Raw genomic sequence first — 23,464 nt, forward strand, 5'->3', positions numbered from 1 at the left:
TAGGGTTGACCCGTGAGCATCCTCGGCTTCCCCAACCCCGTCAACGAGAAGGCGGCCCGCACCGTCGCCGGGGTCGTGGCAATCACCGCGCTCGCGACCGTGGTCCTGGGGACGGCCCTAGACCAGCGGTGGCTGTGGCTCAGCGTGGTGATCGCCTACGGCTTCCTCGCGCGGGTCCTGACGGGGCCGACCTTGAGCCCACTCGGCCGCGTCGCGATGACGGTGATCGCACCCCGGCTCGGCGAGCCCAAGCTGGTGCCGGGGCCGCCCAAGCGCTTCGCCCAGGGCATGGGTGCCACCATGACCGTCGCGGCCGTGGTCGCCCTGGCCGTCGGGGCCCCGACGGTCACCGTGGTGCTGCTGCTCGCCGTTGTCGTGGCCGCCACGCTCGAGAGCGTCTTCGCGCTCTGCCTGGGCTGCGTGGTCTTCGGCGCGCTGATGCGGGTCGGGCTGATCCCGGCCGAGACCTGCGAGGCCTGCGCCGACATCTGGGCCCGCCCCGGCGCCGGCTCGCGGGCCGCCGCCTGACCCACAGCCGGGCGTCGGCAGACTGACGCGGTGGAGCTGAGCAAGCAGCAGGCGCGCGCCGAGGCGCCGCGCTATGGCCTGGAACTGATCGCCGTGCTGGCGGTCTCCTTCGGCGGCAGCGGGCTGTCGGCCCTGCTGAGCTTCATCCGGGCACAGGTCGTCATCCAGCGCGGGTTCGGCTTCAGCAAGGTCGCCACGGGGCCGATTCAGAAGGGCACCGACACCGTCGGGTACCAGTGGCTCGACATCGCTGACCAGGTCGTCAACCTGGTCACCGGGCTCGCGCCCGTTCTGCTGGTGCTCGTGCTGCTGGCCCGCTCCCCCGGCGGCCGCGGCTTCGGCATCGGGCTGGACCGCTTCCGGCTGCGCGAGCTGGCACAGGGGCTCGGCTTCGCGGCGCTCATCGGCATCCCCGGCCTGGGACTGGTCTACGTAGCGCGGGAACTGGGCCTGAATGCGCAGATCGTCGTCACCAGCTTCCCCGACGTCTGGTACCGGATCCCGACTCTGCTGCTGCAGGCGGCGCAGCAGGGCATCAGCGAGGAGATCGTGGTCTGCGCCTACGTGCTGACCCGGCTCCGTCAGCTGGGCTGGTCGGACAGCCGGGCGCTCGCCGTCGGTGCGGTGCTGCGCGGCTCGTACCACCTGTACCAGGGATTCGGCGGCTTCGTCGGCAACCTCGTCATGGGCGCGATCTTCGGCTGGTGGTTCCAGCGGAGACGGCGGGTGTGGCCCCTGGTCGTCGCACACGGTGTCATCGACGCCGTCAGCTTCGTCGGCTACGTCTATCTCAAGGATCACGTCAGCTGGATCTGATCGGCCCGCAACCAGACGATGGCGGCCCGACTCAGGTCGAGTCGGGCCGCCGCCGGTGAGGTCGGATCGGTCAGGCGGGTGTCAGCGTCTTCCGCTCGGCCGGAGCCGGCTCCGGTGTCGCCGTCGGCTGCGATGCCGCGCCGTGCGGGTCCTCGACCAGGGCCTCGTCGAAGGGCAGTTCACCGGCGAGCACCCGGCGCATCCGGTCCCGGTCGACCTGGTCGGTCCACGAGCCGATGAGGACGGTGGCGACCGCGTTGCCGGCGAAGTTGGTCACCGCGCGGGCCTCGGACATGAAGCGGTCGATGCCGACGATGAGGCCGACGCCGTCCACCAGGTCGGGTCGGTGGGCCTGCAGTCCGCCGGCCAGCGTCGCCAGCCCGGCGCCGGTGACGCCGGCAGCACCCTTGGAGGCGATGATCATGAAGAGCAGCAGCGAGATCTGCTCGCCGATGGCCAGCGGGGAGCCGACAGCCTGCGCCACAAAGAGCGAGGACATCGTGAGGTAGATGGCCGTACCGTCGAGGTTGAAGGAGTAGCCGGTGGGGACGACGATGCCGACGACCGGCTTCTCGACGCCCAGGTGCTCCATCTTGGCGATGAGGCGCGGCAGGGCGGTCTCGGAGGAGGAGGTCGAGACGATGAGCAGGAACTCCCGGGCGAGGTAGCGCAGCAGGCCGAGGATGCTCACCCCGGTCGCGAACCGCAGCAGTGCGCCGAGAACACCGAAGACGAAGACGAAGCAGGTGGCGTAGAAGGCGAACATGATGAGCGCGAGGCTGGTCAGCGCGTCCACGCCGGTCGCCCCGATGACCGCGGCGATGGCGCCGAAGGCACCGACAGGCGCAGCCCACATGATCATCGCCAGCACCTTGAAGACCACCCGCTGGATCGAGGCGACCCCGCGCAGCACCGGCTCCCCCGCGTCCCCGAGGGACTGCAGCGCGAAGCCGACGAGCAGCGCCACCACCAGCGTCTGCAGCACCTGACCCGAGGTGAGCGACGAGATCAGCGTGTCCGGGATCATCTCGTGCAGGAAGTCGACGAGGCCGCCGGTGCTCCCCTTCTTGGCCGCCTCGCCGGCCGCCTTCGCCCCCGCCGCGGTGAGGGTCAGGCCGCTGCCCGGGTTGACCAGGTTGCCGACGACCAGGCCGATGGCGAGCGCGACGGTGGACATGCCGATGAAGTAGCCCAGCGCCAGGCCACCGACCTTGCCGACCTGGGCCGCCTTGCGGACCGAGCCGATGCCCAAGACGATCGTGCAGAAGATGACCGGGCTGATCATCATCTTCACCAGCGAGACGAAGCCCTCGCCGAGCGGCTTGAGCTCGACGGCGAAGGTGGGAGCCGCGAAGCCGACCACGATGCCGGCGACCACCGCGGCGATGACCGCCAGGTAGAGCCAGTGCGTGCGGTCCCGGCGCGCGGGCCGGACGGCCCTGCCCCGGTCACGGTTGATGATCGACATCTCTGCTCCTCGTCGTCGAGATGTGGCCTGCGCCACGTCGTGATGAGCAGACGATGCGCCGCGCCGTGAGCTGCGTCACGGTTGTGTTCATAGAGTTCGTACCGCGACGGCACATTGCGTGACGCGTGGGCCGGTTCTGGCGGTCATCGCGCGTCGTCGGGCTCAGGTTCGGGACGAACTGGACGATGTCGAGGTAGTCGGGACCGCGCCGCAGTCAGTGGCGCGCCGACCAGCTCGGGGGCCTGCCGATGACCGCCGCACCACCTCGCGTCTCGATCGACGCCGTGACCGATCCCGCCGACGCGCCGCTCACCGAGCCGGTTGTCGTCGAGCCGGTCGTCGAGCCGGTCGTCGAGTCGGCTTTGACCGAGCCAGCTGTCGAGCCGGCTCTCGTCGAGGCCGCTCTCACCGAGACCGCTCTCACCGAGACCGCGCTCACCGAGGCGCCCTCGGCGCAGATCGCACCGGACCCCGCTCCCACCGAGCCCGCCGGTGTCCGCCCCGCCACGGAGCTGCTGCTCGGCAACCTGCTCGTCGACATGGGTCTGGTGACCGCGACCCAGCGCGACGAGGCCCTGGAGGTCCAGACCCGGACCGGCTCCCAGCTCGGCGCCATCCTCGTCGCCTCCGGTGTGCTGCGCCCGCGCGATCTCTTCGGCGTCCTCGCCCTGACCTGGCAGACCGGCCTGGCCGGCACCCCCACGATGCCGCTGCTGCCCGACGAGTTCGGGCACCTGGACGTCGACCGGCTCGTCAGCGAGGGCTGGGTCCCCGGCGGTCGGGACGCGCGGGGCAAGCTGGTCATCCACACCTCCCGACGCCCCGACGAGGCCCTCGCCGCCCGGGTCGCTGCCGTGGTGGACGAGCCGTTCCGCTTCGCCATCGACAGTGACCGCTACGTCTCCCGCTCGACGCTGCAGACCTTCAGCAGCCAGATCGTCTCCCGGGCCACGCTGGGCCTCTGGCAGCGTGACCCGTCGGCCTCGGCGCGGACGGTGCTGGACCGTCGGCAGCGGCTCCTCGGCGCGGTGCTCCTCGTCGGCCTCGTGGTCGCCGCCGTCCTCTTCCCGCACCAGACCCTGGCGACGCTCTCGCTGCTGCTCGCGACCGGCTTCCTCGCCGGCATCGCCTGCAAGTTCGTGCTCTGCATGATGGGGGCCCGGCGCGAGCACGACCGGCCCATCACCCGCGAGGACATCGACGCGCTGCGTGATCAGGATCTGCCGCGCTACACCGTCCTCGTCCCGTGCTACCGGGAGCAGAACATCGTCCACCAGCTCGTCGACAACCTCGGCGAGCTGAACTATCCCCCGGAGAAGCTCGAGATCCTGCTGCTGCTGGAGGCCGACGACCAGGAGACGATCGACGCCGCATACGCCAGCAACCCGCCGGCCAACATCACCATCGTGGTGGCCCCCGACGGGCAGCCGAAGACCAAGCCGCGGGCCTGCAACGTCGGCCTGACACTGGCCACCGGCGAGTTCCTGGTGATCTACGACGCCGAGGACCGCCCCGAGCCAGACCAGCTCAAGCAGGCCGTCATCGCTTTTGCCCGCGCCCGCCGCGGCACGGTCTGCATCCAGGCAGCGCTGAACTACTTCAACCCGGACGAGAACCTGCTGACCCGCATGTTCACGCTCGAGTACTCGTTCTGGTTCGACTACATGCTGCCCGGCCTGGACGCCGGCCGGCTGCCCATCCCGCTCGGCGGCACCTCCAACCATTTCCGGGTCTCGACGCTCCGCGAGCTCGGTGGCTGGGATCCCTTCAACGTCACCGAGGACGCCGACCTGGGGATCCGGGCCAGCGCCCGGGGCTACCGCGTCGGGGTGATCGACTCGACGACCTTCGAAGAGGCGAACAACGCCTACGGCAACTGGCTGCGGCAGCGCTCGCGCTGGATCAAGGGCTACATGCAGACCACTCTGGTGCACCTGCGGCACCCGTGGCAGCTGGTGCAGACGGCCGGTCTGGTGCAGACCCTCACCTTCCTGCTGCTGATCGGCGGCACCGCGCTCTCGTTCCTGGCCGTGCTGCCGCTGTACACGCTCTTCCTGGTGACGCTCTTCGTCTCGCCCGCCGCGATGTCGGAGTACCTGCCCGGCTGGGTGCTCTGGTTCAGCCTGGTCAACCTGCTGCTGGGCAACGGGCTGATGATCTGGGTGTCGATGATGGGCGCCTTCCGCAGGGAACGGCACTGGCTCGTGCCGTGGAGCCTGCTCAACCCGGCCTACTGGGTCATGCACTCACTCGCCGCCTACAAGGCGCTCTGGCAACTGATGTTCAAGCCCCACTACTGGGAGAAGACCGACCATGGCCTCAGCACTGTCGACAGCCACGCCGACCCTGCCGAGGTCGGCCAGCGACGCTGACCCCGCGCCGGCCACCGTCGCGGGCCGCCGTGATCGACTCCCCGTCCACTGGGACCGCTGGGCCACCCGGCTCGGCTACGCCCTGCCGCTGGTCGTCCTCAATGTGATGATCGCCGGTCGCGGCTTCGTCGGCCCCGCCGACGCCGAACTGCTGCGCCGGGCGCGGAACATCCACTGGGGATCACCGAACCTCTCCTTCGTGGCCGAGGTCTACCCGCCCCTGCCGTCCGCGCTGGCCCGGCTCTTCCCGTCCATCACCGCGCTCGCGATCTTCGGCGCGCTGGCCGGCGGCGCCGTGCTGGAGGCGGTGCACCGCCGGGTCCGGGCCGCCGGCGTCGGCCGGGCGCCGACGCTGCTGCTCGTGGCGCTGCTCGCGGGAACCCCGTGGTTCGCCTTCACTGCCGCCGCCGACCTCGCCGCCATGCTGACGGTGATGTTCCTGGCCATCGCGCTGGACGGCTTCGCACGCTTCGTCCTGCGGGCCGAGACCGAGGGCGGTTTCCGGGCGGGTCTGGCCCTCGGCCTCGCCGCCCTCTGCCACCCGGCCGCGATCATCGCCGCGGTCGCCTTCGCGCTGGCGGCGCCGATGATCGCCCGACGCCGCTTCCGTGGCCGCCGCGGCGCGGTACGGGCCACTGCCGCCGTGCTGCTCTTCCCGACGGTGGCCGGGCTGCTGGGGTGGACCTTCCTGTGCTGGCGCTTCGCCGGCTCGCCGCTGGCCTGGCTGCACACCGGCGCGCCACGCTTCTTCCATCCGGGCTCGCTCGCCGACATGGCCGAGCGGGTTCGCACCGGAGTTCTCGTGCCGCTGGCGGTGACACCCCTCTTCGCCGTCACCGTGTTCCTCGCGGCGCGACGCCACCCGCTCGGCGGCGCGGGGCGCCTGCTCCCCGTCGTCGCGCTCGCCGCCGCCGCGGCACTCGGCGTCGGCCTGCCCGACGGTGCCGCGGCCGTCATGCTCGGTGTCTGCGCCCTCGGCAGCCTCATCCGCCCCATCCGGCGGCCCGCGCTGGTCCTGCTGCTCGGTGTCGGCCTGCTCGGCCTGGTGCTGCGCTGGACCCTGTCGGGGTCCTCGACGTTCCTGCTCTGGGAGCAGGCGCTCTCCCGCTGAGACGCGCTGCGCGGACAGTGCCGCACGGCCGGCCGGCTGCCAGACTGGCGCGATGCGGATGGGTCGGCTGCGGCGAGGGAGCATCGCCCGGCAGCTCTTCGCGCTGCAGGCCCTGCTGCTGACCGTTGTCTTGGTGGCGGTCGCCGTCGCCGCTGTCGTGGTCGGCAACCGGCGAGCTACCGACGACGCCCGGAGCAGGGTGCTGGGCATCGCCGACACGGTGGCGGCGAACCCCGTGGTGCCCCGGGCCGTCGCCGCCGGCGACCCGACCGCCGTGCTGCAGCCCTACGCCGAAGGCGTCCGCCGCGCGACCGGCGTGGACTTCGTCGTCGTGATGTCGCCGCAGGGGATCCGCTTCACCCACCCCGACACCGCGCTGATCGGTCGTCGTTTCGTCGGCACCATCGCACCGGCCGCAGCCGGACGCGAGTTCACCGAGACCTCCACCGGCAGCCTCGGACCGTCTGTCCGGGCCGTGACGCCGGTTCGGTCGCGGGGCCGGATCGTCGCCCTGGTAGCCGTCGGCATCACCACCGACTCCATCCGGGAACGAGCGCTGCGCCAGCTGCCGTACGTCCTCGGCGCGCTCTGCGTACTGCTCGCCGTCGCCCTCGCCGGCGCGGCCCTGGTGGGACGCCGGCTGCGCCGGCTCACCGGTGGGGTGGACGCCGACACCATGGCCGGCATGCTGGCCACCCACAGCGCCGTGCTGGAGTCGCTGCACGAGGGGTTGCTGGTCACCGACGGACGCGGCCGGATCACCGTCGTCAACGACGAGGCCGGCCGGCTGCTCGGGCTGGCGGACCCGGCCGGTTTGCGTGGGCGGCCGGTGAGCGAGCTGCCGGTGCCCGAGCCGCTGCGCGAGGTCCTCGCCGATCCCCGCCCGGTCCGTGGCGAGCTGTACCTCACCGGTGAACGCGTGCTGGTGCTGGACCGTGGTCCGGCTCGCTGGCGTGAGCAGCATTTCGGCACCGTCGTGACGCTGCGTGACCGTACCGAGCTCGAAGCCCTCACCGGCGAGCTCGACGCCAACCGCTCGCTGGCCGAGTCGCTGCACGCGCAGACCCACGAGGCGGCCAACCGCCTGCACACCATGATCGTGCTGATGGAGACCGGCCGGACCGAGGACGCGGTCCGGTTCGGAACCGAGCAGCTGGCCCTGTCGCAGCGCCTCACCGACCGGACCATGGCCGCCGTCGACGAGCCGGTGCTCGCCGCACTGCTGCTGGGCAAGGTGGCCGCGGGCGCCGAACGCGGCGTCGACGTGGAGGTCGAGATCGACGGCACCCCGCCGTGGGAGGCCTTCGGCGCCACGGACCTCACCACCGTGGTGGGCAACCTGCTCGACAACGCGATCGACGCGAGCGTCGAGGCCCGCGGCAGCGCAGCCCGTCGCGGCCGGGTCCTGCTCCGCGCAGGGATGGCCGAACCGGAGCCGGTGCTCGTCGTCGAGGTCAGCGATGACGGTCCCGGCCTGCCGCCGCAGACCGTGGACCGCGCCTTCACCCGGGGCTGGTCGACCAAGCTCGCGGCCACCGACGCCGGCCGCGGCCTCGGCCTGGCGCTGGTGAACCAGGTCGTCCGCCGGCTCGGCGGCGAGGTCGTCGTCGAGACCTCCGAGTTCGGCGGCGCCCGGCTCGTCGTCCGGCTCCCGGTGCCGTCGTGAGCGCGCCGCTGCGCGTCCTCGTCGTGGACGACGAGCGCCTTATCGCCGAGGCCCACGCCGAGTTCGTGAGCCGTGTCGCCGGCTTCGAGGTGGTCGGCGTCGCGCATGACGGCGCGGACGCGCTGCGACGGCTGCGGCGGGCCCACGAGCAGGGCGCCGGGGTGGACCTGGTGCTGCTCGACTTCAACCTCCCCGACATCCACGGCCTGGACGTCTGCCGCTCGCTGCGTGCCGCTGGCACGCCCGTGGACGTCATCGCCGTCACCTCGACGCGCGACCTCGCGGCGGTCCGCTCGGCGGTGTCGCTGGGCATGGTGAGCTACCTGCTCAAGCCGTTCACCTTCGCCGCACTGCGCGACAAGCTGGAGCGCTACGCCGACTACCGGGGCCGGCTCGGCATCGAGACCGACGATGCCGGCGCCGCCGCGCAGAGCGAGATCGACGGTGCCTTCGCCGCCCTGCGCAGCTTCGACCGCACCGCGCTCCCGGCGGGGCTCACCACCGCGACCCTGGACCGGGTCGTCGCGGTGGTCCGTGCCGCCGGACCCCACTCGGCCGGTGAGGTCGCCACTGCGCTCGGCATCTCCCGCGTCACGGCGAGGCGCTATCTGGAGCACCTGGCCGACACCAACGTCCTGGGACGCGGCCAGCGGCACCGCGGCGCCGGCCGTCCCGAGATCGACTATCGCTGGATCGCGTCGACCTGATCGTTTAGTCTCTGTGAAGTCATTGGCGCAGAACGTAGCCGGTGCCCCACGAGAGTTGGCCAGCCATGCGACCGTCCCTCCCCTCGCGCCTCACCGCGTCGAGCCTCGCCCTCGCGCTCGCGGTGCCCGTGGCGGCGGTCCTGGCCACGGCCACCGTCGCCACGGTTGCCGCCGCCCCTGCCGGCGCCGCCACCGTCGGGCGTGACCCGATCGGTGCGGCGACGGCCGCGGTGAGCGGCGACACCGTCACCTGGAGCGGGTGGGCGCTGGATCTCGACTCCCCCCGCAGCCGCACCTCGGTGATCGCCCTGGTCGACGGGGACGAGAAGGCCGCGACACCGACGACCCTCCCCGACGCCGCAGTGACGAAGCGGTATCGCGCCCACGCCACGCCGGGCTACCGGCTGTCGGTCACCGTGCCGGCCGACGGCCTGCGCCACACGACCTGTCTCGCCGCCCGCAACCTCGGCCGGGGTCTGCCCACGGTGCTCCGCTGCCGCGACGTCGGTGCCGGACTCCCCGCGATCGCCTCGCACGACCCGTTCGGGGAGGCGCGTGCGGTCCGCAGCGGCGCAACCGTGACCTTCACCGGGCGGGCCACCGACCCCGACTACCGCGCCCGCCGGCTGCAGGTGGCGCTGTGGCTCGACGGCCGCCGTGTCGCCACCGCGCTCACCCGCAAGCAGGGCGCGGTGAGCACCGGGGTGGGCCCCAGCTCGTACTACCGCGTCGCGGCACGAGCGGCGACGGGCCGGGCGCACACCGCCTGCCTGCGCGTCACCGACGTCGGCTACGGCAGCACCGTCACCCTCGGCTGCAAGCGGTTCGAGCTCAAGAGCCACCGCCGCGATGCGCTGACCGCGACCGAGACCCGCCGCATGCAGGCCGTGGTGGCACTGGCGCGCAAGCAGTTCGGCAAGCCCTACGTCTGGGCGGCCGAGGGCCCGAAGTCCTTCGACTGCTCGGGGCTGGTGATGTGGACCTACCGCAAGAACCGGATGAGCACGCCCCGGGTCGCGCAGGACCAGTTCGCCGCCGCTCACCTCATCCCGGCCTCGCGTGTGCGGCCCGGCGACCTCGTCTTCTACTACGACGCGAAGGGCTACGTCCACCACGTCGGCATCTACGTCTCGCCCGGCATGACGATCGCCGCCATGTCGCCGCGGTTGGGCATCGGTTGGCAGCCGGTGTCGCAGACGCCGGGCTGGGACGGCTCCGGCGTCAGCTACGGCTCGTTCACCCACACCTGATCGCGGTTGCGGGGACTGGCAGGCTCACGGGCGTGCCCGGACCCGAGATCGTCAACCCGGTACCTGTCGACGCGCTGCCCGGCTGGATGGCCTCGCTGCGCACCGCCCTGCTCGGCAACCCGGCCTCGGCCGAGGCCGACGCTCGGGTGCACAACCGGCGCCGAACCTGGCGGCCGGAGCGCGTCTGGGGCGTTCGTGATCGCGGCGCCTGGGTGGGATCGCTGGCCACCGAGGCGCGGAGTCTCACCGTCCCGGCTGCCCACGGCGGCACCGAGGTCGTCGCCGTCGATGCGCTCACCGGGGTGAGCGTCGCCGCCACCCACCGGCGGCGGGGGTTGCTCCGGTCCATGCTGGACGACTCGCTGCGCGCCGCCCGCGACCGCGGTGACGCGCTGTCAGTGCTCATCGCCGCCGAGTGGCCGATCTACGGCCGCTTCGGCTACGCACCGGCGACCGTCGGGGCGCGCTACCGCTATCACCCGCGCCGTCCGGGGGCGGCACCGGCCGGCGGTCCGGCCCGAGGCGTACGGCCGCTGTCGGCCGCGGAGGCGCCGGCTGTCGCCGCGGACGTCTTCGACCGGGCCCGTCGTCGCCACGCCGGCCAGATGGACCGCAACGACCCGTGGTGGCCCCGGCAGTTCGGCGCGGACGGCTTCCGGGTGCCGACCGAGCAGCCCTCGGGGTGGTACGTCCACGAGGACGACGCGGGGGTCGCCGACGGCCTCGTCGGCTGGCACGCCACCCGCAGCCTCGATCTCGACGGCACCGAAGGGGCGGTGACCGTGGAGCTGTTGGCGGCCGCGAGCGACGAGGCCTACCGCGAGCTCTGGGCGTACCTGGCCGGGATCGATCTCGCCGGCGAGATCACCCTCGACCAGCGACCGGTCGACGAGCCGGCCCGCTGGCTGCTCGGCGACGGGCGGGCGCTGCAGCAGTACGCGGCCGTCGACGAGCTCTGGGTGCGGCTGCTGGACGTCCCCGCTGCGCTCTCGGCACGCGGCTACTCCGGCGACGGCGACCTCGTCCTGGAGGTCGTCGACAGCGACGGCGCCGGCTACGGCGCAGGACGGGTGCGGCTCCGGGTCGAGGGCGGGGTGGCGTCCTGCACGGCGACGAGCGACAGCGCCGATCTGCGCGTCTCGCAGCGCGCCCTCGCCTCGGCCTACCTCGGCGGGCACCGGCTGCGGACGCTGGCCGTCGCCGGTGGCGTCGTGGAACTCTCGGCCGACGCACTGACCCGCGCCGACCTGCTCTTCGCCACGCCCACGGCACCCTGGAACTCGACGCACTTCTGAGTCCCCGCCGCGCCCCGGTTGGCCCCACTCTGGCGCGGCTGCGCCCCGGTTGGCCCCACTCTCGCGCGGTTGGCCCCACCCTGGCGCGGTGGACCGGCACCGATCACCGCGCCCGCATGGGGCCAACCACCACCTCAGCGCGGCGCCCGCGTGGGATCAGCCACCTCAGACGCGCCCGCATGGGGCCAACCACCTCAGCCGGGTGGCTGCGCCGGGTACTGCGTCGGGGGCGGGAAGCCGTCGTCGTCCACGGGCGGCGCGAGCGGCGACGGTGTCTGCGGCGGTTCCGACGACGGTGCGGGCTGCGGCGGCATCGGGACGGCGCCGGCGAGGGCGTCGTCAGAACCCTCGTAGCTGACGGGCTCCGGGGCGAGACCTGCCCGCGCGGCAAGCGAGGCCGGGTCGGTGTCGGAGGCGCGCAGATTCTTCGCCTCGGGCTGCTCGGCGGCCGGCGGCAGGTTCGAATCGAACCAGTCCGACGTGTCGAGCTCCTCCCCCGTCGCGGCACCCTCGGTGCCGGTCTGCGCAAGCCAGGACGGCGTACCGTCGCCGTCACCGCCGGTCATCTTGGCCAGCCCGTCGAGTGCCTTGCTGAACTCGCTCGGGACGATCCACATCTTGTTCGCGTCGCCGTTGGCGATCTGCGGCAGCGTCTGCAGGTACTGGTAGGCCAACAGCGCCGGGTCAGGCTTGGCCCGGTGGATCGCGTTGAAGGTCGTCTCCACCGCCTTCGCCTCACCCTGAGCGGCCAGGTACAGCGCGGCCCGCTCACCTTCGGCTTTGAGGATCCGGGACTGTCGATCGGCCTCGGCGGCGAGGATTGCGGCCTGCTTGCGACCCTCAGCGTCGAGGATGGCCGCCGCCTTCTGGCCCTCGGCGGTCTTGATCGCGGACTCCCGCTGGCCCTCGGCGGTGAGGATGAGTGCCCGCTTGTTGCGATCGGCACGCATCTGCTGCTCCATGGCGTCCTGGATGGACGGCGGCGGGTCGATCGCCTTGATCTCGACCCGGGCGACCCGGATGCCCCACGGCCCGGTGGCCTCGTCCAGCACGCCACGCAGCTGTCCGTTGATCGAGTCGCGGCTGGTCAGCGCCTGCTCCAGGTTCAGCGAGCCGATGACGTTGCGCAGCGTGGTGACGGTCAGCTGCTCGACCGCTTGGATGTAGTTGGCGATCTCGTACGTCGCCGCCCGCGGGTCGGTCACCTGGTAGTAGATGACGGTGTCCACGCCGACGGTGAGGTTGTCCGACGTGATCACCGGCTGCGGCGGGAAGCTGACCGTCTGCTCGCGCATGTCGATCAACGGCCGCATCCGGTCGACGAAGGGCACCAGCAGGGTGAGGCCGGCGTCCTGCGTGCGGGTGTAGCGACCCAGCCGCTCGATCACCCCAGCTCGGGCCTGCGGCACGATGCGCACCGAGCGCGCCGCGACGAGCAACATGATCGCCAGGACGACGATCAGTGCGATGACTCCACCTGGCATGTCAGTTCCCTCCACTCGGGTTGGTTCCCGTGATCTCGGCCGGGTCCTGCTCGGCCACGACATAGGCGGTGGCGCCGCTGATGCGGACCACCCGGACGTCCACCCCGGCGGCGATGGGGACGTCGTCGAAGGCACGCGCCGTCCACTCGGTGCCGTTGAGCCGGACGAGTCCGGTCCGGGCGTCGACCGTCTGCAGCGCGACCGCACGCTGACCGATGAGGGCGCTCGTCCCGGTCGCCGTCTCCCCCGGCGGCGTCAGATGACGTCGCGCCACCGGGCGGAGTCCACCCAGTAACACCGCGGTGACCGCGATGGCGAAGACGAACTGCAGCCACACCGCGCCGCCCAGTGCGGCGGTGATCGCGCCGGCCCCAGCACCGCCGGCGAACATCACCAGCACAAAAGCGAGCGAGGTCGTCTCGGCGACGGCGAGGACACCGGCGGCGATCAGCCAGAGCAACCAGGCGGGCATGACCCCATCCTGGCACCGTCCCCTAATCGCCCGCTGTCACGAAGTCGATCAACTCTTCCACAGCTCTCAGCAGCGGAACCTCGACATCGGCGAAGCTGTCGACACTGGCCAGCACCCGACGCCACATCTCACGGGGATCGGAGACTCCCAGCGCCGTGCAGATGCCGGTTTTCCAATCAGTGCCGCGCGGCACCACCGGCCACTCCCGGATACCGAGGGCAGTCGGCTTCACGGCCTGCCAGACGTCAACGTACGGGTGCCCCGTGACCAACACGTTCGGATCGCGGACGGCGGTCACGATGCGCGTCTCCTTGCTGCCTGCCACAAGGTGGTCGACGAGCACCCCCACCCGCCGCGTCGGCGAGGGACCGAAGTCGCGCAGATGGGCGGCGAGGTCGTCGATGCCGCCGAGCGGTTCGACAACGATGCCTTCGATGCGCAGGTCGTCACCCCAGATCCGCTCGACCAGGGCGGCGTCGTGGACGCCCTCGACCCAGATCCGGCTGGCGCGGGCCGTCCGGGCGGTGGCGCCCTCGACGGCGTACGAGCCCGAAGCCGTCTTGCGGCGGACCGGCGCCGTCGCGCGAACGCTCGGGCGGACGAGGGTGACCGGCCGGCCGTCGAGCAGGAAGGCGGCCGGCAGCATCGCGAAGGTCCGCCGGGCGCCGTGCCGGTCCTCCAGCGTCACGACGTCGCGCTTCTCCCCGGCGTCGACTGCTCGCCCCACCCCGACGACGGCACCGCAGAAGCGGCCGTCGGCGGTCTCGACGACGAGGTCGGTCTCGGCCTCGACCTGCGGGACGGAGCGGCGTCGGCTGCTCGCGGCACCACCCGCCAGGACGTCTGCGTAGCGATCGGACACGGCTTCGGACCCTACGTCGGCCACCACCGGCGCCGGTGGAAGCGCGGCCGTAAGCTGGGGACCCGTGTCCGATCTGCGATCCGGCCGGCTGGCCGTGTGGGGCCGCGCGTTCCTCTCCGGTGACGCCGCCCCGGACGACGTCCTCGATGCCGTGGCCGGCGACGACGCGCCCCACACCGTCACGGCTGCGCCCGACGGTGGTCCCGATCTCGACGCCGTCGTCGGGTTCGGGGCGCTGCTCGACCTGCTCGCCGCTTTCCGCCGCGAGTCCGCGCCACCCCGGCTGGTGCTGCCGGCGGCCGGTGACGTCCGCGGGCTGCCCGGCCCGGCCCCGTTCCGTGCGGCGGCGTTGGACGCCGGCGAGGCGGTGGTCTGCGGCAGACTCGGGGTCGTCCCCGAGGTCGTCTCCTACGCTCCCTCCAGCGCTCCGACCGACGTGACCTGGTGGATCTACCGGGTGGAGCCGGCGGCACCGGACCAGCAGCAGCTCAGCGAGGCGCAGTACGACCTGGCGACGGCGATCCGCGAGTCGGCCAGCGCGCTGGCCGCCGCCGAGGTCGGCCGCTGGCGCGACGAGCTCTCCACCTCGCTGTCGGACGCCCGGCGCGCCGGCGAGCGGCTCGTCCTCCCCGCGGGGTACCCGTCCCGCGCGGTGGCCCTGCTGGCGCAGGCCGAACGGCTCCAGGCCGTCCTGGACCTCGCCGCCGAGGACCCCGTCGGTGGCGCCGTGGACCAGCACGGCGTCGGGGTCCGGACGGCAGCCCTCCGGCCCCTGGCCCTGGCCGTCCGGAGGGCACGGCTGAGCGCCTACAACGCCACCGCGGACTGAGCCGGCCCGACACGGCGCAACCCGGCGGGACATCCGACACCGGACGACCCGGGCGTGAAACACCGACGAAGCACGACGGGGTCACCATGCTGCGCATGGCGAGGCTGCGGCAGGTGAACGGCTACGAGCAGGCGACCCCGGTCGTGCGGATCGAGTCCCGTGTCATCCACGGTTACCGGCGGGTGTTCCGCGTCGCCGGCGAACCCGGCAACGGACCGCCGCTGCTGCTCATCCACGGCATCGGCGACAGCTCCGCGACCTGGCGCACCGTCATCGCCGACCTGGCCCGCCAGCACCTCGTGATCGCCCCTGATCTGCTCGGCCACGGACAGTCGGCCAAGCCCCGGGCGGACTACTCCGTGGCGGCCTACGCCAACGGCATGCGTGACCTGCTCGGCGTCCTCGGCATCGACGAGGTGACGTTGGTCGGGCACTCGCTGGGCGGGGGCGTCGCGATGCAGTTCGCCTACCAGTTCCCCGAGAAGACCCAGCGCATGGTGCTGGTCGCCAGCGGTGGCGCAGGGACGGGCGTCTCCCCGCTGCTGCGAGGTGCGACCCTGCCCGGTGCGCAGGCCGCGCTGTCGGCGCTGCGACTGCCCGGCTCCCGGATGGCCGTCAACGCCGCCGTCGCACTGCTGGGGCGGCTCGACTCCGGGCTCGGGCTGGACGCCGTCGACCTGCGGCGCGTCATCTACTCGCTGCCGGACGCCACCGCGCGGGCGGCCTTCATCCGCACGCTTCGCGCCGTCGTCGACTGGCGCGGACAGGTCGTCACCATGCTCGATCGCTGCTACCTGGCCAAGGCCGTGCCGACGCTGCTCATCTGGGGCGCCCGCGACAGCGTGCTGCCGATCGGTCACGCCTACCAGGCGCACGCGGCGATGCCCGGCAGCCGGCTCGAGGTCTTCGACGACGCCGGGCACTTCCCGTTCCGCACCGACCCGCGCCGCTTCGTGGCGGTCGTCGAGGACTTCCTGGCCGCCACCAAACCCTCACCGTGGGGCGTCGAGGACTGGCGCGAGCTGTTGCGCGAGGGACGGCCGGGTGCCGTCGACCGCACCGAGGCGCCGGGCTATCGCGAGCAGCTCAAGGAGGTCAGCGAGCGGTCGGCGACGTGACCTCGAGGAACGCCCCGAGGTCCTCGCGGATGCGCTCGAACCAGGCGAGTCGGCGGGTGATGACGTCGCCGATCCCCTCGTCCCACATTCGCCGCCAACCGCCGCCGAGCGTGTCGGCATTCCACTTCATGATCGCGTAGGAGCCCCCGAAGCGGCAGGCGCACGCTTCGAGCAGGGTGGCGACGTCGACGCGATCGCGGCCGTAGGCGTCGTACATCGCGCGGAAGCGCGCAAAGGTCTCCGTCCCGTCGTACACCGGTGCGCGGTCGATCGGATCGCTCAGCGGCACCCAGTGCATCGCAGTGTTGACCAGGTCGACCGAGCGGGTGGTCCACGACGAGAGATCGAAGTCGACCAGGCCCCACGCCCGGCCGTCGCGGAAGACGGTGTTCTGCGGCGTGACGTCCCGCTGGCTGACCAGTCGCGGCTCACCGGCCGGGAAACGCGGCTGGGGCCGGCCGTCCGTCACCGGCTCGGCGGGCAGGACGAAACCTTCACTGGCGTCGTGCAGGCGCCGGAGCAGCCTCGCCACGCCGGGGAGCACCTCGTCGGCCGCCGCCCAGGGCTCGACGGGGTCGCCGGGGACCGTCCCCTCCAGGAATGTCAGGACATCCCGGCCACGGCTGTCGCGGCCCAGCCAGCGGGGCACGCCCGCCAGTCCCTTGGCCTCCAGGTGCGCGAGGTAGGCCGCGACCGTCTCGCTCGTCGGCTGCCGCGGCCGGCGGACGGTCTCACCGATCCGGACGACACCCTCGGTGACGTCGCCCCGCGGCAGCTCGACCTCGGGGCCGTCGGGAAAGCTGCCGGCCGCCGCCACGGGTGTCAGCCGCGTCGTCGCGGAGCGGGACAGCAGCCGATGGGGCAGTCCACGCCGCAGACGCCGAGGTCACCGAGGAACTTCGGCTGGGTACCGCGGAGCCGCTCCTCGACGAGGTCGACGACGCACGACACGAACTCGGGATGCACGCCGGCCGTCCTGGCCCGGCGGAACTCCATGCCGAGCTCGGCGGCGGTCTCGGCCGCCTCGGTGTCGAGGTCCCAGCGCACCTCGACGTGATCGGAGACGAAGCCGGTGGGGGCGACGACGACGGCTTTGGTGCCCGCGTCGGCGAGCGCCCGCAGGTGGTCGTTGACGTCCGGTTCGAGCCACGGCACCTGAGGCGGACCCGAGCGCGACTGCCACACCAGATCGAACTCCGCGCCCGGACCGCGCAGCTGCTCGGCGACCAGTCGTGCCGTCTCGCGCTGCTCGTTCTCGTACAGCCCATCGGCCTGCGGGCCGGAGGCGTCGTTCATCGACATCGGGATCGAGTGGGCGGTGAAGACGAGTCGCGCGGTGTCCCGGTGCTCTGCCGGAAGGTCGTCCAGTGCGGCCCGCACCCCGTCGGCGTTGGCCGCCACGAAGCCGGGATGGTCGAAGAAGTGCCGCAGCTTTACCAGCACCGGTGCCCCCTCGCCGCTGACCCGCCGGGCCTGGTCCAGGTCGTCGCGGTACTGCCGGCACCCCGAGTAGGACGAGGTCGCGCTGGTCGCGAAGACGACGGCGCGCCGGACGCCGTCGTCCCGCATCTGGCGGACCGCGTCGGCGACGTAGGGCTTCCAGTTCCGGTTGCCCCAGTAGATCGGCAGCTCGATCCCCCGCTCGGCGAGGGCGGGGCCGAGGGCGTCGATCAGGGCGCGGTTCTGCTCGTTGATGGGCGAGACGCCGTGGAAGTGCTGGTAGTGCTCGGCGACCTCGGCCAGCCGCTCGTCCGGGATGCCGCGGCCGCGCGTGACATTGCGCAGGAACGGCATGACGTCGTCCGGACCCTCCGGCCCGCCGAAGGAGAGCAGCAGCAGCGCGTCGTACTGCAGACCCGACGCGATGTCGTTGTCGGTATCGCCGCCGGTGTCGACGCTCGCGGTCACCTCAGACGCCCATCGCATGGAAGCCGCCGTCGACGTGGACGATCTCCCCCGTCGTCGCGGGGAACCAGTCCGAGAGCATGGCCGCCGCGGTCCGCGCCACCGGCTCGCTGTCGGTGTTGTTCCACCCCAGCGGGGCCCGGCCGTCCCAAGCGTCCTCGAATGCCGAAAAACCGGGGATGCTCTTGGCCGCCATGGTCCGCAACGGCCCGGCGGAGATCAGGTTGACCCGGATGTTCTTCGGGCCGAGCTCGCGGGCGAGGTAGCGCGAGGCCGACTCCAGGCCGGCCTTGGCGATGCCCATCCAGTTGTAGGCCGGCCAGGCGACGGTGGCGTCGAAGGTCAGGCCGAGCACCGAGCCACCCTGCTCACCGAAGAGCGGCAGGCAGGCCACGGTGAGCGACTTCAGCGAGAAGGCCGAGACCTGCACGGCCGTCGCGACATCGGCCCACGGCGTGCCGAGGAAGTCGTCGCCCAGGGCGGACGGCGGCGCGAACCCGATCGAGTGGACGACGCCGTCGAGCCCGTCCACGTGCTCACGGAGCCGGTCGGCCAACGAGTCGAGCTGGGCGTCGTCGGAGACATCGAGCTCCACTACCGGGGGCGGCTCGGGCAGCCGCTGGGCCACCCGCTCCACCAGCGACATCCGGCCGTAGCCGGTGAGCACGACCTGCGCACCCTCCTGCTGCGCGAGCCGGGCGATCGCGAAGGCGATGGACGAGTCGGTGATGACACCGGTGATGAGCAGGCGCTTGCCGTCGAGCAGTCCCATGCTTTTCTCCTAACCGAAGGTCACTACAGGCCCATGCCGACGCCGCCGTCGACGGGCAGGACGGCGCCCGTGACGTAACCGGCGGCGTCCGAGGCGAGATAGAGCGCGGCGGCGGCGATGTCGTCGACCGACCCGTAGCGGGCGAGGGGGACGCCGGCCAGCACTTCGGCGCGACGCTGCTCGGTCATGGCCGCGGTCATGTCGGTGTCGATGAAACCGGGGGCGATGACGTTGCTGGTGACCGAACGGCTGCCGAGCTCGCGCGCGATGGAGCGTGCCAGCCCGACGATGCCGGCCTTGCTGGCGGCGTAGTTGGCCTGGCCCGGCGAGCCGACGAAGGCCACGACGGAGGAGACGAAGATCAGCCGTCCCTTGCGGGCGCGGATCATCTTGCTCGCGGCGCGCTTGGCGACGCGGTAGGCGCCGGCGAGGTTGGCGTCGACGACCTTGTCGAACGACTCGTCGCTCATCCGCAGCAACAGCGTGTCGTCGGTGATGCCTGCGTTGGAGACCAGCACCTCGACGGGGCCGAGCTCGGCCTCGACGGCGCTGAAGGCGGCGTCCACCTGCTCGGTGGAGGTCACGTCGCATTCGACACCGAAGAGTCCCTCCGGCGCGCCGCTGCCGCGGTGCGTCACCGCCACCCGGTCGCCGTTGGCGGCGAAGGCCCGGGCGATGCCCAGACCGATACCCCGATTGCCTCCGGTGACCAGCACCGTCCGTTCGCTCACGCCGACCGACGCTAGCGGATCGCGGCGACTCTCCGGTGCGGGACTACCGTCGCGGGTATGCGAGCTGTGCAGATCACCGAATTCGGCGGACCCGAGACCCTGGTCGTCCGCGACCTCCCCGAGCCCGTGCCGGGCGACGGCCAGCAGGTGCTGGACGTCCTCGCCGCGGGTGTCAATTACGCCGACACGCACCAGACCGAGGACAGCTACCTGGCCAAGCAGGAGCTGCCGCTGATCCCCGGCTCCGAGGTCGTCGTCCGCGACGAGACCGGACGACGGCTCGTCGGACTCGTCGGCAGCGGCGGTTACGCCGAGCGGATCGCGGTCGACCCACGGCAGCTGTTCGGCATCCCCGAGGGCGTCACCGACGCGCAGGCGCTGACGACACTGGTGCAGGGCGCGACCGCCTGGCACCTGCTGCGGACGAGCACGCACCTGCAGGCCGGCGAGACCGTGGTCGTCCACGCCGGTGCCGGTGGTGTCGGCACGCTGGCCATCCAGTTGGCGAAGCGGTGGGGAGCCGGCCGGGTCATCGCGACGGCCTCCAGCGAGGAGAAGCGGCAGCTGACCCTGGAGCTGGGTGCCGATGTCGCGGTCGACTCGCGCAGCGCGGACCTGAAGACCGCCCTCCGCGAGGCCAACGACGGACGTGGCGTCGACGTCGTGCTGGAGATGACCGGTGGCTCGGTCTTCGATCAGAGCCTCGCCGCGCTGGCTCCGCTCGGCCGGCTCGCGGTCTTCGGTATGGCCGGACGCACCCCGCCGCGGCCGGTCGACCCGGCCCGGCTCATGACCCGCAGCACGGCGGTGGTCGGTTTCTGGCTCGTGCACATCGCCCAGAACCCGGCCCGGCTGGCCGAGGCCGTCCTCGACCTGCTCGACGCCATCGCCACCGGCGAGCTGCGCCCGGTGACCGGCACCAGCTACACGTTGGAGCAGGCGGCCGATGCGCACCGAGCCCTGCTCGACCGCTCCTCCACCGGCAAGCTGGTGCTGACTCCGCAGGAGCGGTGACGCGTCAGGCCAGCCGACCGGACCAGAGCATCGCGGTACCGCCGGCGGCGAAGAGGAACATCACGCCGACGACCATGAAGCTCCAGCTGATGTCCCGCTTCTCGGTGGTGTAGCCGATCTGCGAGCCGATGTCGGAGTAGACGTCGCGCAGCTCCTGCTCCGAGGCCGCGGTGTGGAACGAACCGCCGGTGTCGCGGGCGATGCGTGACAGCGTCGCGTCGTCCGCGGGCACCAGGACGGTGCGGCCCTGGTCGGTGACGGTGCCGGTCGGCGTGCCGAAGGCGATGGTCGAGACCTGGACCTTCTGCTTCTTCGCGGCCGCGATCGCGTCGCTGACGCTGCGGCCGACCGTGCTGGTGCCGTCGGAGAGCAGCACGATCCGGCGCGGCGGCGGCTTCGAGCCCTTGGCCGTGGTGGTCTTGGTGTAGACGTCGATGGCCTGCAGTGATCCGAAGATGGCCTCGCCGATGGCGGTGTAGTTCTGCAGCTCAAGGGAGTCGATACCGCGCTTGACCTGCTCGCGGTTGACGGTGGGGGCGACGAGGACGTTCGCCGAGCGGGCGAAGCTCACCAGCCCCAGGTTGATCTTGGGTGGCAGCAGGTCGGCGAACTGCTTGCCCGCGGTCTTGGCCACTTGGAATCGCGACGGCAGCACGTCGGTGGCCTTCATCGACAGTGAGACGTCGATGGCGAGCATGACGGTCGCGTTCTCGCGCGGCACCTTGACCGCGCGGGATGGTTTGGCGATGCCGACAGAGAGCACGGTCAGCGAGATGAGCAGCAGCGCGAAGGTGAGGTGCCGCCGCCAGCCGGGTCGGCGCGGCGCGACGCTGCCGAGCAGCTCGACGTTGCTGAAACGGGCGACGAACTGCTTGCGCCGTAGCTGGGTGACCACGTACGCAGCGGCCAACACCGCCACCACGATGAGCAGCAACAGCCAGATCGGTGAGAGGAACATCAGCGGACTCCAGCCCCGACGGCGCCCGAGACGAACTGGCGCTGGGCGATGACGAAGCGCACGACATCGGAGATCCAGTCCCGGTCCGTGCGCAGCTGCAGATGGGCGGCACCGCCGTGCCGTATCGAGGTGGCGATGCGGGCGCGCTGCGCGGCAGCCGCCTGCGCGTACGCGTCTCGGACCTTGCGGTCCGAGGTCTGGACCTCCAGCTCCCGGCCGGTCTCGGTGTCGACGAAGGTCACCAGGCCCGCCGCCGGCAGGCTCAGCTCGCGGGGGTCCACCACCTCGACAGCCAGCAGCTGGTGACGGTCAGCCAGCGCCCGCAGCGCGCGTTCCCAGCCCGGTGGTCCGGCCGGTGCCGGCTGAACCGGGCCGGGTGGGAAGGGACCGGGCGCTGCCGGTGCCGCGGCGGCGCTGTCGACGAAGTCGGAGACGACCGCCACCAGCCCGCGACGGCGCTGTGGTCGCCGCAGCGACTCCAGCAGCGCGGTCAAGTCGTTGCCGGCAGCTGAGGTGGCGCGTGGAGTGGTGGCGATGCGACGCATCAGATGGCGGGCATGGGCGCGGCCGCTGAGGGCGGGGATGACGTCGATCCGTTCACCGTTGCCGACGACGGCACCGACTCGGTTTCCGCCGCGCACGGTCAGGTGCGTGACCGCCGTCAGCGCGGCGAGGACGAGTTCCCGCTTCTCCGCGCGGGCTGTGCCGAAGTCCATGCTCGGCGACAGATCGACGACCAGCCAGCTCTCCAGTTCGCGGTCGACCACGGTCTGCCGGATGTGCGGCTCGGTCGTCCGCGCCGTCACCGGCCAGTCCATGCGCCGCACGTCGTCGCCGACGACGTAGGGGCGTGACTCCCCCGCCTCGGTGCCGGGGCCTGGCACCAGCCCCTGGTAGTTGCCCTGCAGCAGGCCGTCGAGCTTGTTCCGCACGGCGAGCTCGAGGCGACGCAGCAGCGCGTCGGCCCCGTGCAGGTCGAGCGACGGACCATGGTCCGTCGGCTGCGGCAGGCTGGGGTGGCTCACGCCGACTGCTCACCCCAGCGGCCGGGTGCGCCGCCCTGCTGACCGTGTGGGTTCTGAGGTGCCTGCGACCCGTAGACGAGGGGGCGGGCCGGGGCACCGGGCGGGGCCATGGTGGGCTGGTCGCTGCGCTGCCGTGAGGCGACCTGCGGCAGCGGCACCGCCTGCAGCACGCGCCGAATCGCATGGGCGGCCGGAACGCCATCGGCGATCGCGTCATAGCTGAGGACCATGCGATGCGCCAGGACGTCCACGGCGATGTCCAGCACGTCCTGCGGGAGCACGTAGTCCCGGCCCCGGGTCAGGGCGATCGCCCGGCCCGCGGCGACGAGGCCGAGACTGGCACGGGGACTGGCACCGTAGGAGATCCACTGCTTCACGTCGTCCAGCCCGAACTGCTGCGGGTTGCGGGTGGCGAGCACGAGGCGCACCACGTAATCGACGATGGCGTGGTGGACGAAGACCCGGCTGGTCGTCGCCTGCAGCCGCTGGAGGTCGTCGGTACTGATGACCGGGTTCGCCGACGGCGGCTGCGCCCCCATCCGATAGATGATCTCGCGCTCCTCGGCCGCGCTGGGGTAGTCCACGACGACCTTCATGAGGAACCGGTCGCGCTGCGCCTCGGGGAGCGGGTACACGCCCTCGGACTCGATCGGGTTCTGCGTGGCCAACACCAGGAACGGGGCCGGCACGTCGAAGCGCTTGCCGCCGATCGTCACGTGCCGCTCGGCCATGACTTCCAGCAACGCCGACTGAACCTTCGCCGGCGCCCGGTTGATCTCGTCGGCGAGGACGAAGTTGGCCATGATGGGGCCGAGTTCGGTGTCGAAGGACTCCGCGCCGGGCCGGTAAATGCGTGTGCCGACGATGTCCGAGGGGACGAGATCGGGGGTGAACTGAAGCCGGGAGAAGGTGCCGGTCACCGTCTTGGCCAGGGTCTCCACGGCCAACGTCTTCGCGACACCGGGGACGCCCTCGAGCAGGCAGTGTCCCCGCGCCAGCAGGCTCACCACGAGTCGCTCGACGAGTCGCTCCTGCCCGACGATCACCCGCTTGACCTCGAACATGACCCGCTCGATGGCCG

General features: G+C 72.1%; 22 protein-coding genes. 11 read left to right on the forward strand and 11 right to left on the reverse strand.

Annotation, left to right across the window (positions count from 1 at the left end):
• Window positions 1-12: 12 nt before the first annotated feature.
• Together AC0NZQ_RS17535 and AC0NZQ_RS17540 are read left to right on the forward strand one after the other, a co-directional pair.
• Window positions 13-528: a DUF4395 domain-containing protein gene (locus AC0NZQ_RS17535; RefSeq protein ID WP_474531282.1), complete on the forward strand. Its 516-nt coding sequence runs from the start codon at window positions 13-15 to the stop codon at window positions 526-528.
• Between the two features lie 30 nt (window positions 529-558).
• Window positions 559-1,344, forward strand: coding sequence for a CPBP family intramembrane glutamic endopeptidase (locus AC0NZQ_RS17540; protein WP_474531284.1), 786 nt, complete (start codon window positions 559-561; stop codon window positions 1,342-1,344).
• A 70-nt stretch (window positions 1,345-1,414) separates the two neighbouring features.
• On the opposite strand, the gene AC0NZQ_RS17545 is transcribed toward AC0NZQ_RS17540, so the two are convergent.
• Window positions 1,415-2,812: a cation:dicarboxylate symporter family transporter gene (locus AC0NZQ_RS17545; RefSeq protein WP_474531285.1), complete on the reverse strand. Its 1,398-nt coding sequence runs from the start codon at window positions 2,810-2,812 to the stop codon at window positions 1,415-1,417.
• 248 nt (window positions 2,813-3,060) lie between these two features.
• Between AC0NZQ_RS17545 and AC0NZQ_RS17550 the strand changes: the two genes are divergently transcribed.
• The 6 genes from AC0NZQ_RS17550 to AC0NZQ_RS17575 all read left to right on the forward strand — a co-directional run bounded on the left by AC0NZQ_RS17550 (window position 3,061) and on the right by AC0NZQ_RS17575 (window position 11,213).
• Complete coding sequence (locus AC0NZQ_RS17550) at window positions 3,061-5,184, forward strand: glycosyltransferase (RefSeq protein ID WP_474531286.1); 2,124 nt, start codon at window positions 3,061-3,063, stop codon at window positions 5,182-5,184.
• On the forward strand, window positions 5,126-6,295 hold the full coding sequence (locus AC0NZQ_RS17555; protein ID WP_474531287.1) for a hypothetical protein: 1,170 nt from the start codon (window positions 5,126-5,128) through the stop codon (window positions 6,293-6,295). Before AC0NZQ_RS17550 ends, AC0NZQ_RS17555 begins: the two co-directional genes overlap by 59 nt.
• 52 nt (window positions 6,296-6,347) lie before the next feature.
• Window positions 6,348-7,961, forward strand: coding sequence for a sensor histidine kinase (locus AC0NZQ_RS17560; protein ID WP_474531288.1), 1,614 nt, complete (start codon window positions 6,348-6,350; stop codon window positions 7,959-7,961).
• Complete coding sequence (locus tag AC0NZQ_RS17565; protein ID WP_474531289.1) at window positions 7,958-8,668, forward strand: response regulator; 711 nt, start codon at window positions 7,958-7,960, stop codon at window positions 8,666-8,668. The genes AC0NZQ_RS17560 and AC0NZQ_RS17565 overlap by 4 nt, the downstream gene beginning before the upstream one ends.
• 65 nt (window positions 8,669-8,733) lie before the next feature.
• The gene (locus AC0NZQ_RS17570; protein WP_474531290.1) at window positions 8,734-9,918 is read left to right on the forward strand and encodes a C40 family peptidase; all 1,185 of its coding nucleotides are present in this window, start codon (window positions 8,734-8,736) and stop codon (window positions 9,916-9,918) included.
• Between the two features lie 32 nt (window positions 9,919-9,950).
• A complete protein-coding gene (locus tag AC0NZQ_RS17575; RefSeq protein WP_474531291.1) occupies window positions 9,951-11,213 on the forward strand; it encodes a GNAT family N-acetyltransferase in 1,263 nt (420 codons plus the stop codon).
• 194 nt (window positions 11,214-11,407) lie between these two features.
• Here the strand turns inward: AC0NZQ_RS17575 and AC0NZQ_RS17580 are convergent, their stop codons facing one another.
• Genes AC0NZQ_RS17580 through AC0NZQ_RS17590 form a run of 3 tightly spaced genes read right to left on the reverse strand, consistent with a single transcriptional unit; the run spans window position 11,408 to window position 14,031 of the window.
• Window positions 11,408-12,697 (reverse strand): SPFH domain-containing protein, encoded by a 1,290-nt coding sequence (locus AC0NZQ_RS17580; RefSeq protein ID WP_474531292.1) that lies wholly within the window; start codon window positions 12,695-12,697, stop codon window positions 11,408-11,410.
• Between the two features lies 1 nt (window position 12,698).
• Complete coding sequence (locus tag AC0NZQ_RS17585; protein WP_474531293.1) at window positions 12,699-13,169, reverse strand: NfeD family protein; 471 nt, start codon at window positions 13,167-13,169, stop codon at window positions 12,699-12,701.
• Between the two features lie 22 nt (window positions 13,170-13,191).
• Window positions 13,192-14,031: a DUF3097 domain-containing protein gene (locus AC0NZQ_RS17590; RefSeq protein WP_474531294.1), complete on the reverse strand. Its 840-nt coding sequence runs from the start codon at window positions 14,029-14,031 to the stop codon at window positions 13,192-13,194.
• Between the two features lie 64 nt (window positions 14,032-14,095).
• Here AC0NZQ_RS17590 and AC0NZQ_RS17595 point away from each other — a divergent pair, with 64 nt between their 5' ends.
• Together AC0NZQ_RS17595 and AC0NZQ_RS17600 are read left to right on the forward strand one after the other, a co-directional pair.
• Window positions 14,096-14,860 carry a hypothetical protein gene (locus AC0NZQ_RS17595; RefSeq protein ID WP_474531295.1) on the forward strand — a complete coding sequence of 255 codons (765 nt, stop codon included), beginning with the start codon at window positions 14,096-14,098 and terminating at the stop codon, window positions 14,858-14,860.
• A gap of 95 nt (window positions 14,861-14,955) precedes the next feature.
• Complete coding sequence (locus AC0NZQ_RS17600; protein ID WP_474531296.1) at window positions 14,956-15,978, forward strand: alpha/beta fold hydrolase; 1,023 nt, start codon at window positions 14,956-14,958, stop codon at window positions 15,976-15,978.
• Here the strand turns inward: AC0NZQ_RS17600 and AC0NZQ_RS17605 are convergent.
• Genes AC0NZQ_RS17605 through fabG form a run of 4 tightly spaced genes read right to left on the reverse strand, consistent with a single transcriptional unit; the run spans window position 15,956 to window position 19,386 of the window.
• Window positions 15,956-16,795, reverse strand: a complete 840-nt coding sequence (locus tag AC0NZQ_RS17605) for a phosphotransferase (RefSeq protein ID WP_474531297.1) — start codon at window positions 16,793-16,795, stop codon at window positions 15,956-15,958. The genes AC0NZQ_RS17600 and AC0NZQ_RS17605 overlap by 23 nt on opposite strands.
• A gap of 5 nt (window positions 16,796-16,800) precedes the next feature.
• The gene (locus tag AC0NZQ_RS17610; protein ID WP_474531442.1) at window positions 16,801-17,832 is read right to left on the reverse strand and encodes a ferrochelatase; all 1,032 of its coding nucleotides are present in this window, start codon (window positions 17,830-17,832) and stop codon (window positions 16,801-16,803) included.
• A 55-nt stretch (window positions 17,833-17,887) separates the two neighbouring features.
• Entirely contained in the window at window positions 17,888-18,655 is a 768-nt protein-coding gene (fabI, locus tag AC0NZQ_RS17615) for an enoyl-ACP reductase FabI (RefSeq protein ID WP_474531298.1), read from the reverse strand.
• A 23-nt stretch (window positions 18,656-18,678) separates the two neighbouring features.
• Window positions 18,679-19,386 (reverse strand): 3-oxoacyl-ACP reductase FabG, encoded by a 708-nt coding sequence (gene fabG / locus AC0NZQ_RS17620; protein WP_474531299.1) that lies wholly within the window; start codon window positions 19,384-19,386, stop codon window positions 18,679-18,681.
• A 57-nt stretch (window positions 19,387-19,443) separates the two neighbouring features.
• Here fabG and AC0NZQ_RS17625 point away from each other — a divergent pair, with 57 nt between their 5' ends.
• Window positions 19,444-20,400 carry a quinone oxidoreductase family protein gene (locus tag AC0NZQ_RS17625; protein WP_474531300.1) on the forward strand — a complete coding sequence of 319 codons (957 nt, stop codon included), beginning with the start codon at window positions 19,444-19,446 and terminating at the stop codon, window positions 20,398-20,400.
• A 4-nt stretch (window positions 20,401-20,404) separates the two neighbouring features.
• On the opposite strand, the gene AC0NZQ_RS17630 is transcribed toward AC0NZQ_RS17625, so the two are convergent.
• Genes AC0NZQ_RS17630 through AC0NZQ_RS17640 form a run of 3 tightly spaced genes read right to left on the reverse strand, consistent with a single transcriptional unit; the run spans window position 20,405 to window position 23,447 of the window.
• Window positions 20,405-21,358, reverse strand: coding sequence for a VWA domain-containing protein (locus AC0NZQ_RS17630; protein WP_474531301.1), 954 nt, complete (start codon window positions 21,356-21,358; stop codon window positions 20,405-20,407).
• The gene (locus AC0NZQ_RS17635; protein WP_474531302.1) at window positions 21,358-22,383 is read right to left on the reverse strand and encodes a DUF58 domain-containing protein; all 1,026 of its coding nucleotides are present in this window, start codon (window positions 22,381-22,383) and stop codon (window positions 21,358-21,360) included. Before AC0NZQ_RS17635 ends, AC0NZQ_RS17630 begins: the two co-directional genes overlap by 1 nt.
• Window positions 22,380-23,447 carry an AAA family ATPase gene (locus AC0NZQ_RS17640; RefSeq protein WP_474531443.1) on the reverse strand — a complete coding sequence of 356 codons (1,068 nt, stop codon included), beginning with the start codon at window positions 23,445-23,447 and terminating at the stop codon, window positions 22,380-22,382. The genes AC0NZQ_RS17635 and AC0NZQ_RS17640 overlap by 4 nt, the downstream gene beginning before the upstream one ends.
• Window positions 23,448-23,464: the final 17 nt, after the last annotated feature.

Source organism: Jatrophihabitans sp. sgz311053, from assembly GCF_056135305.1.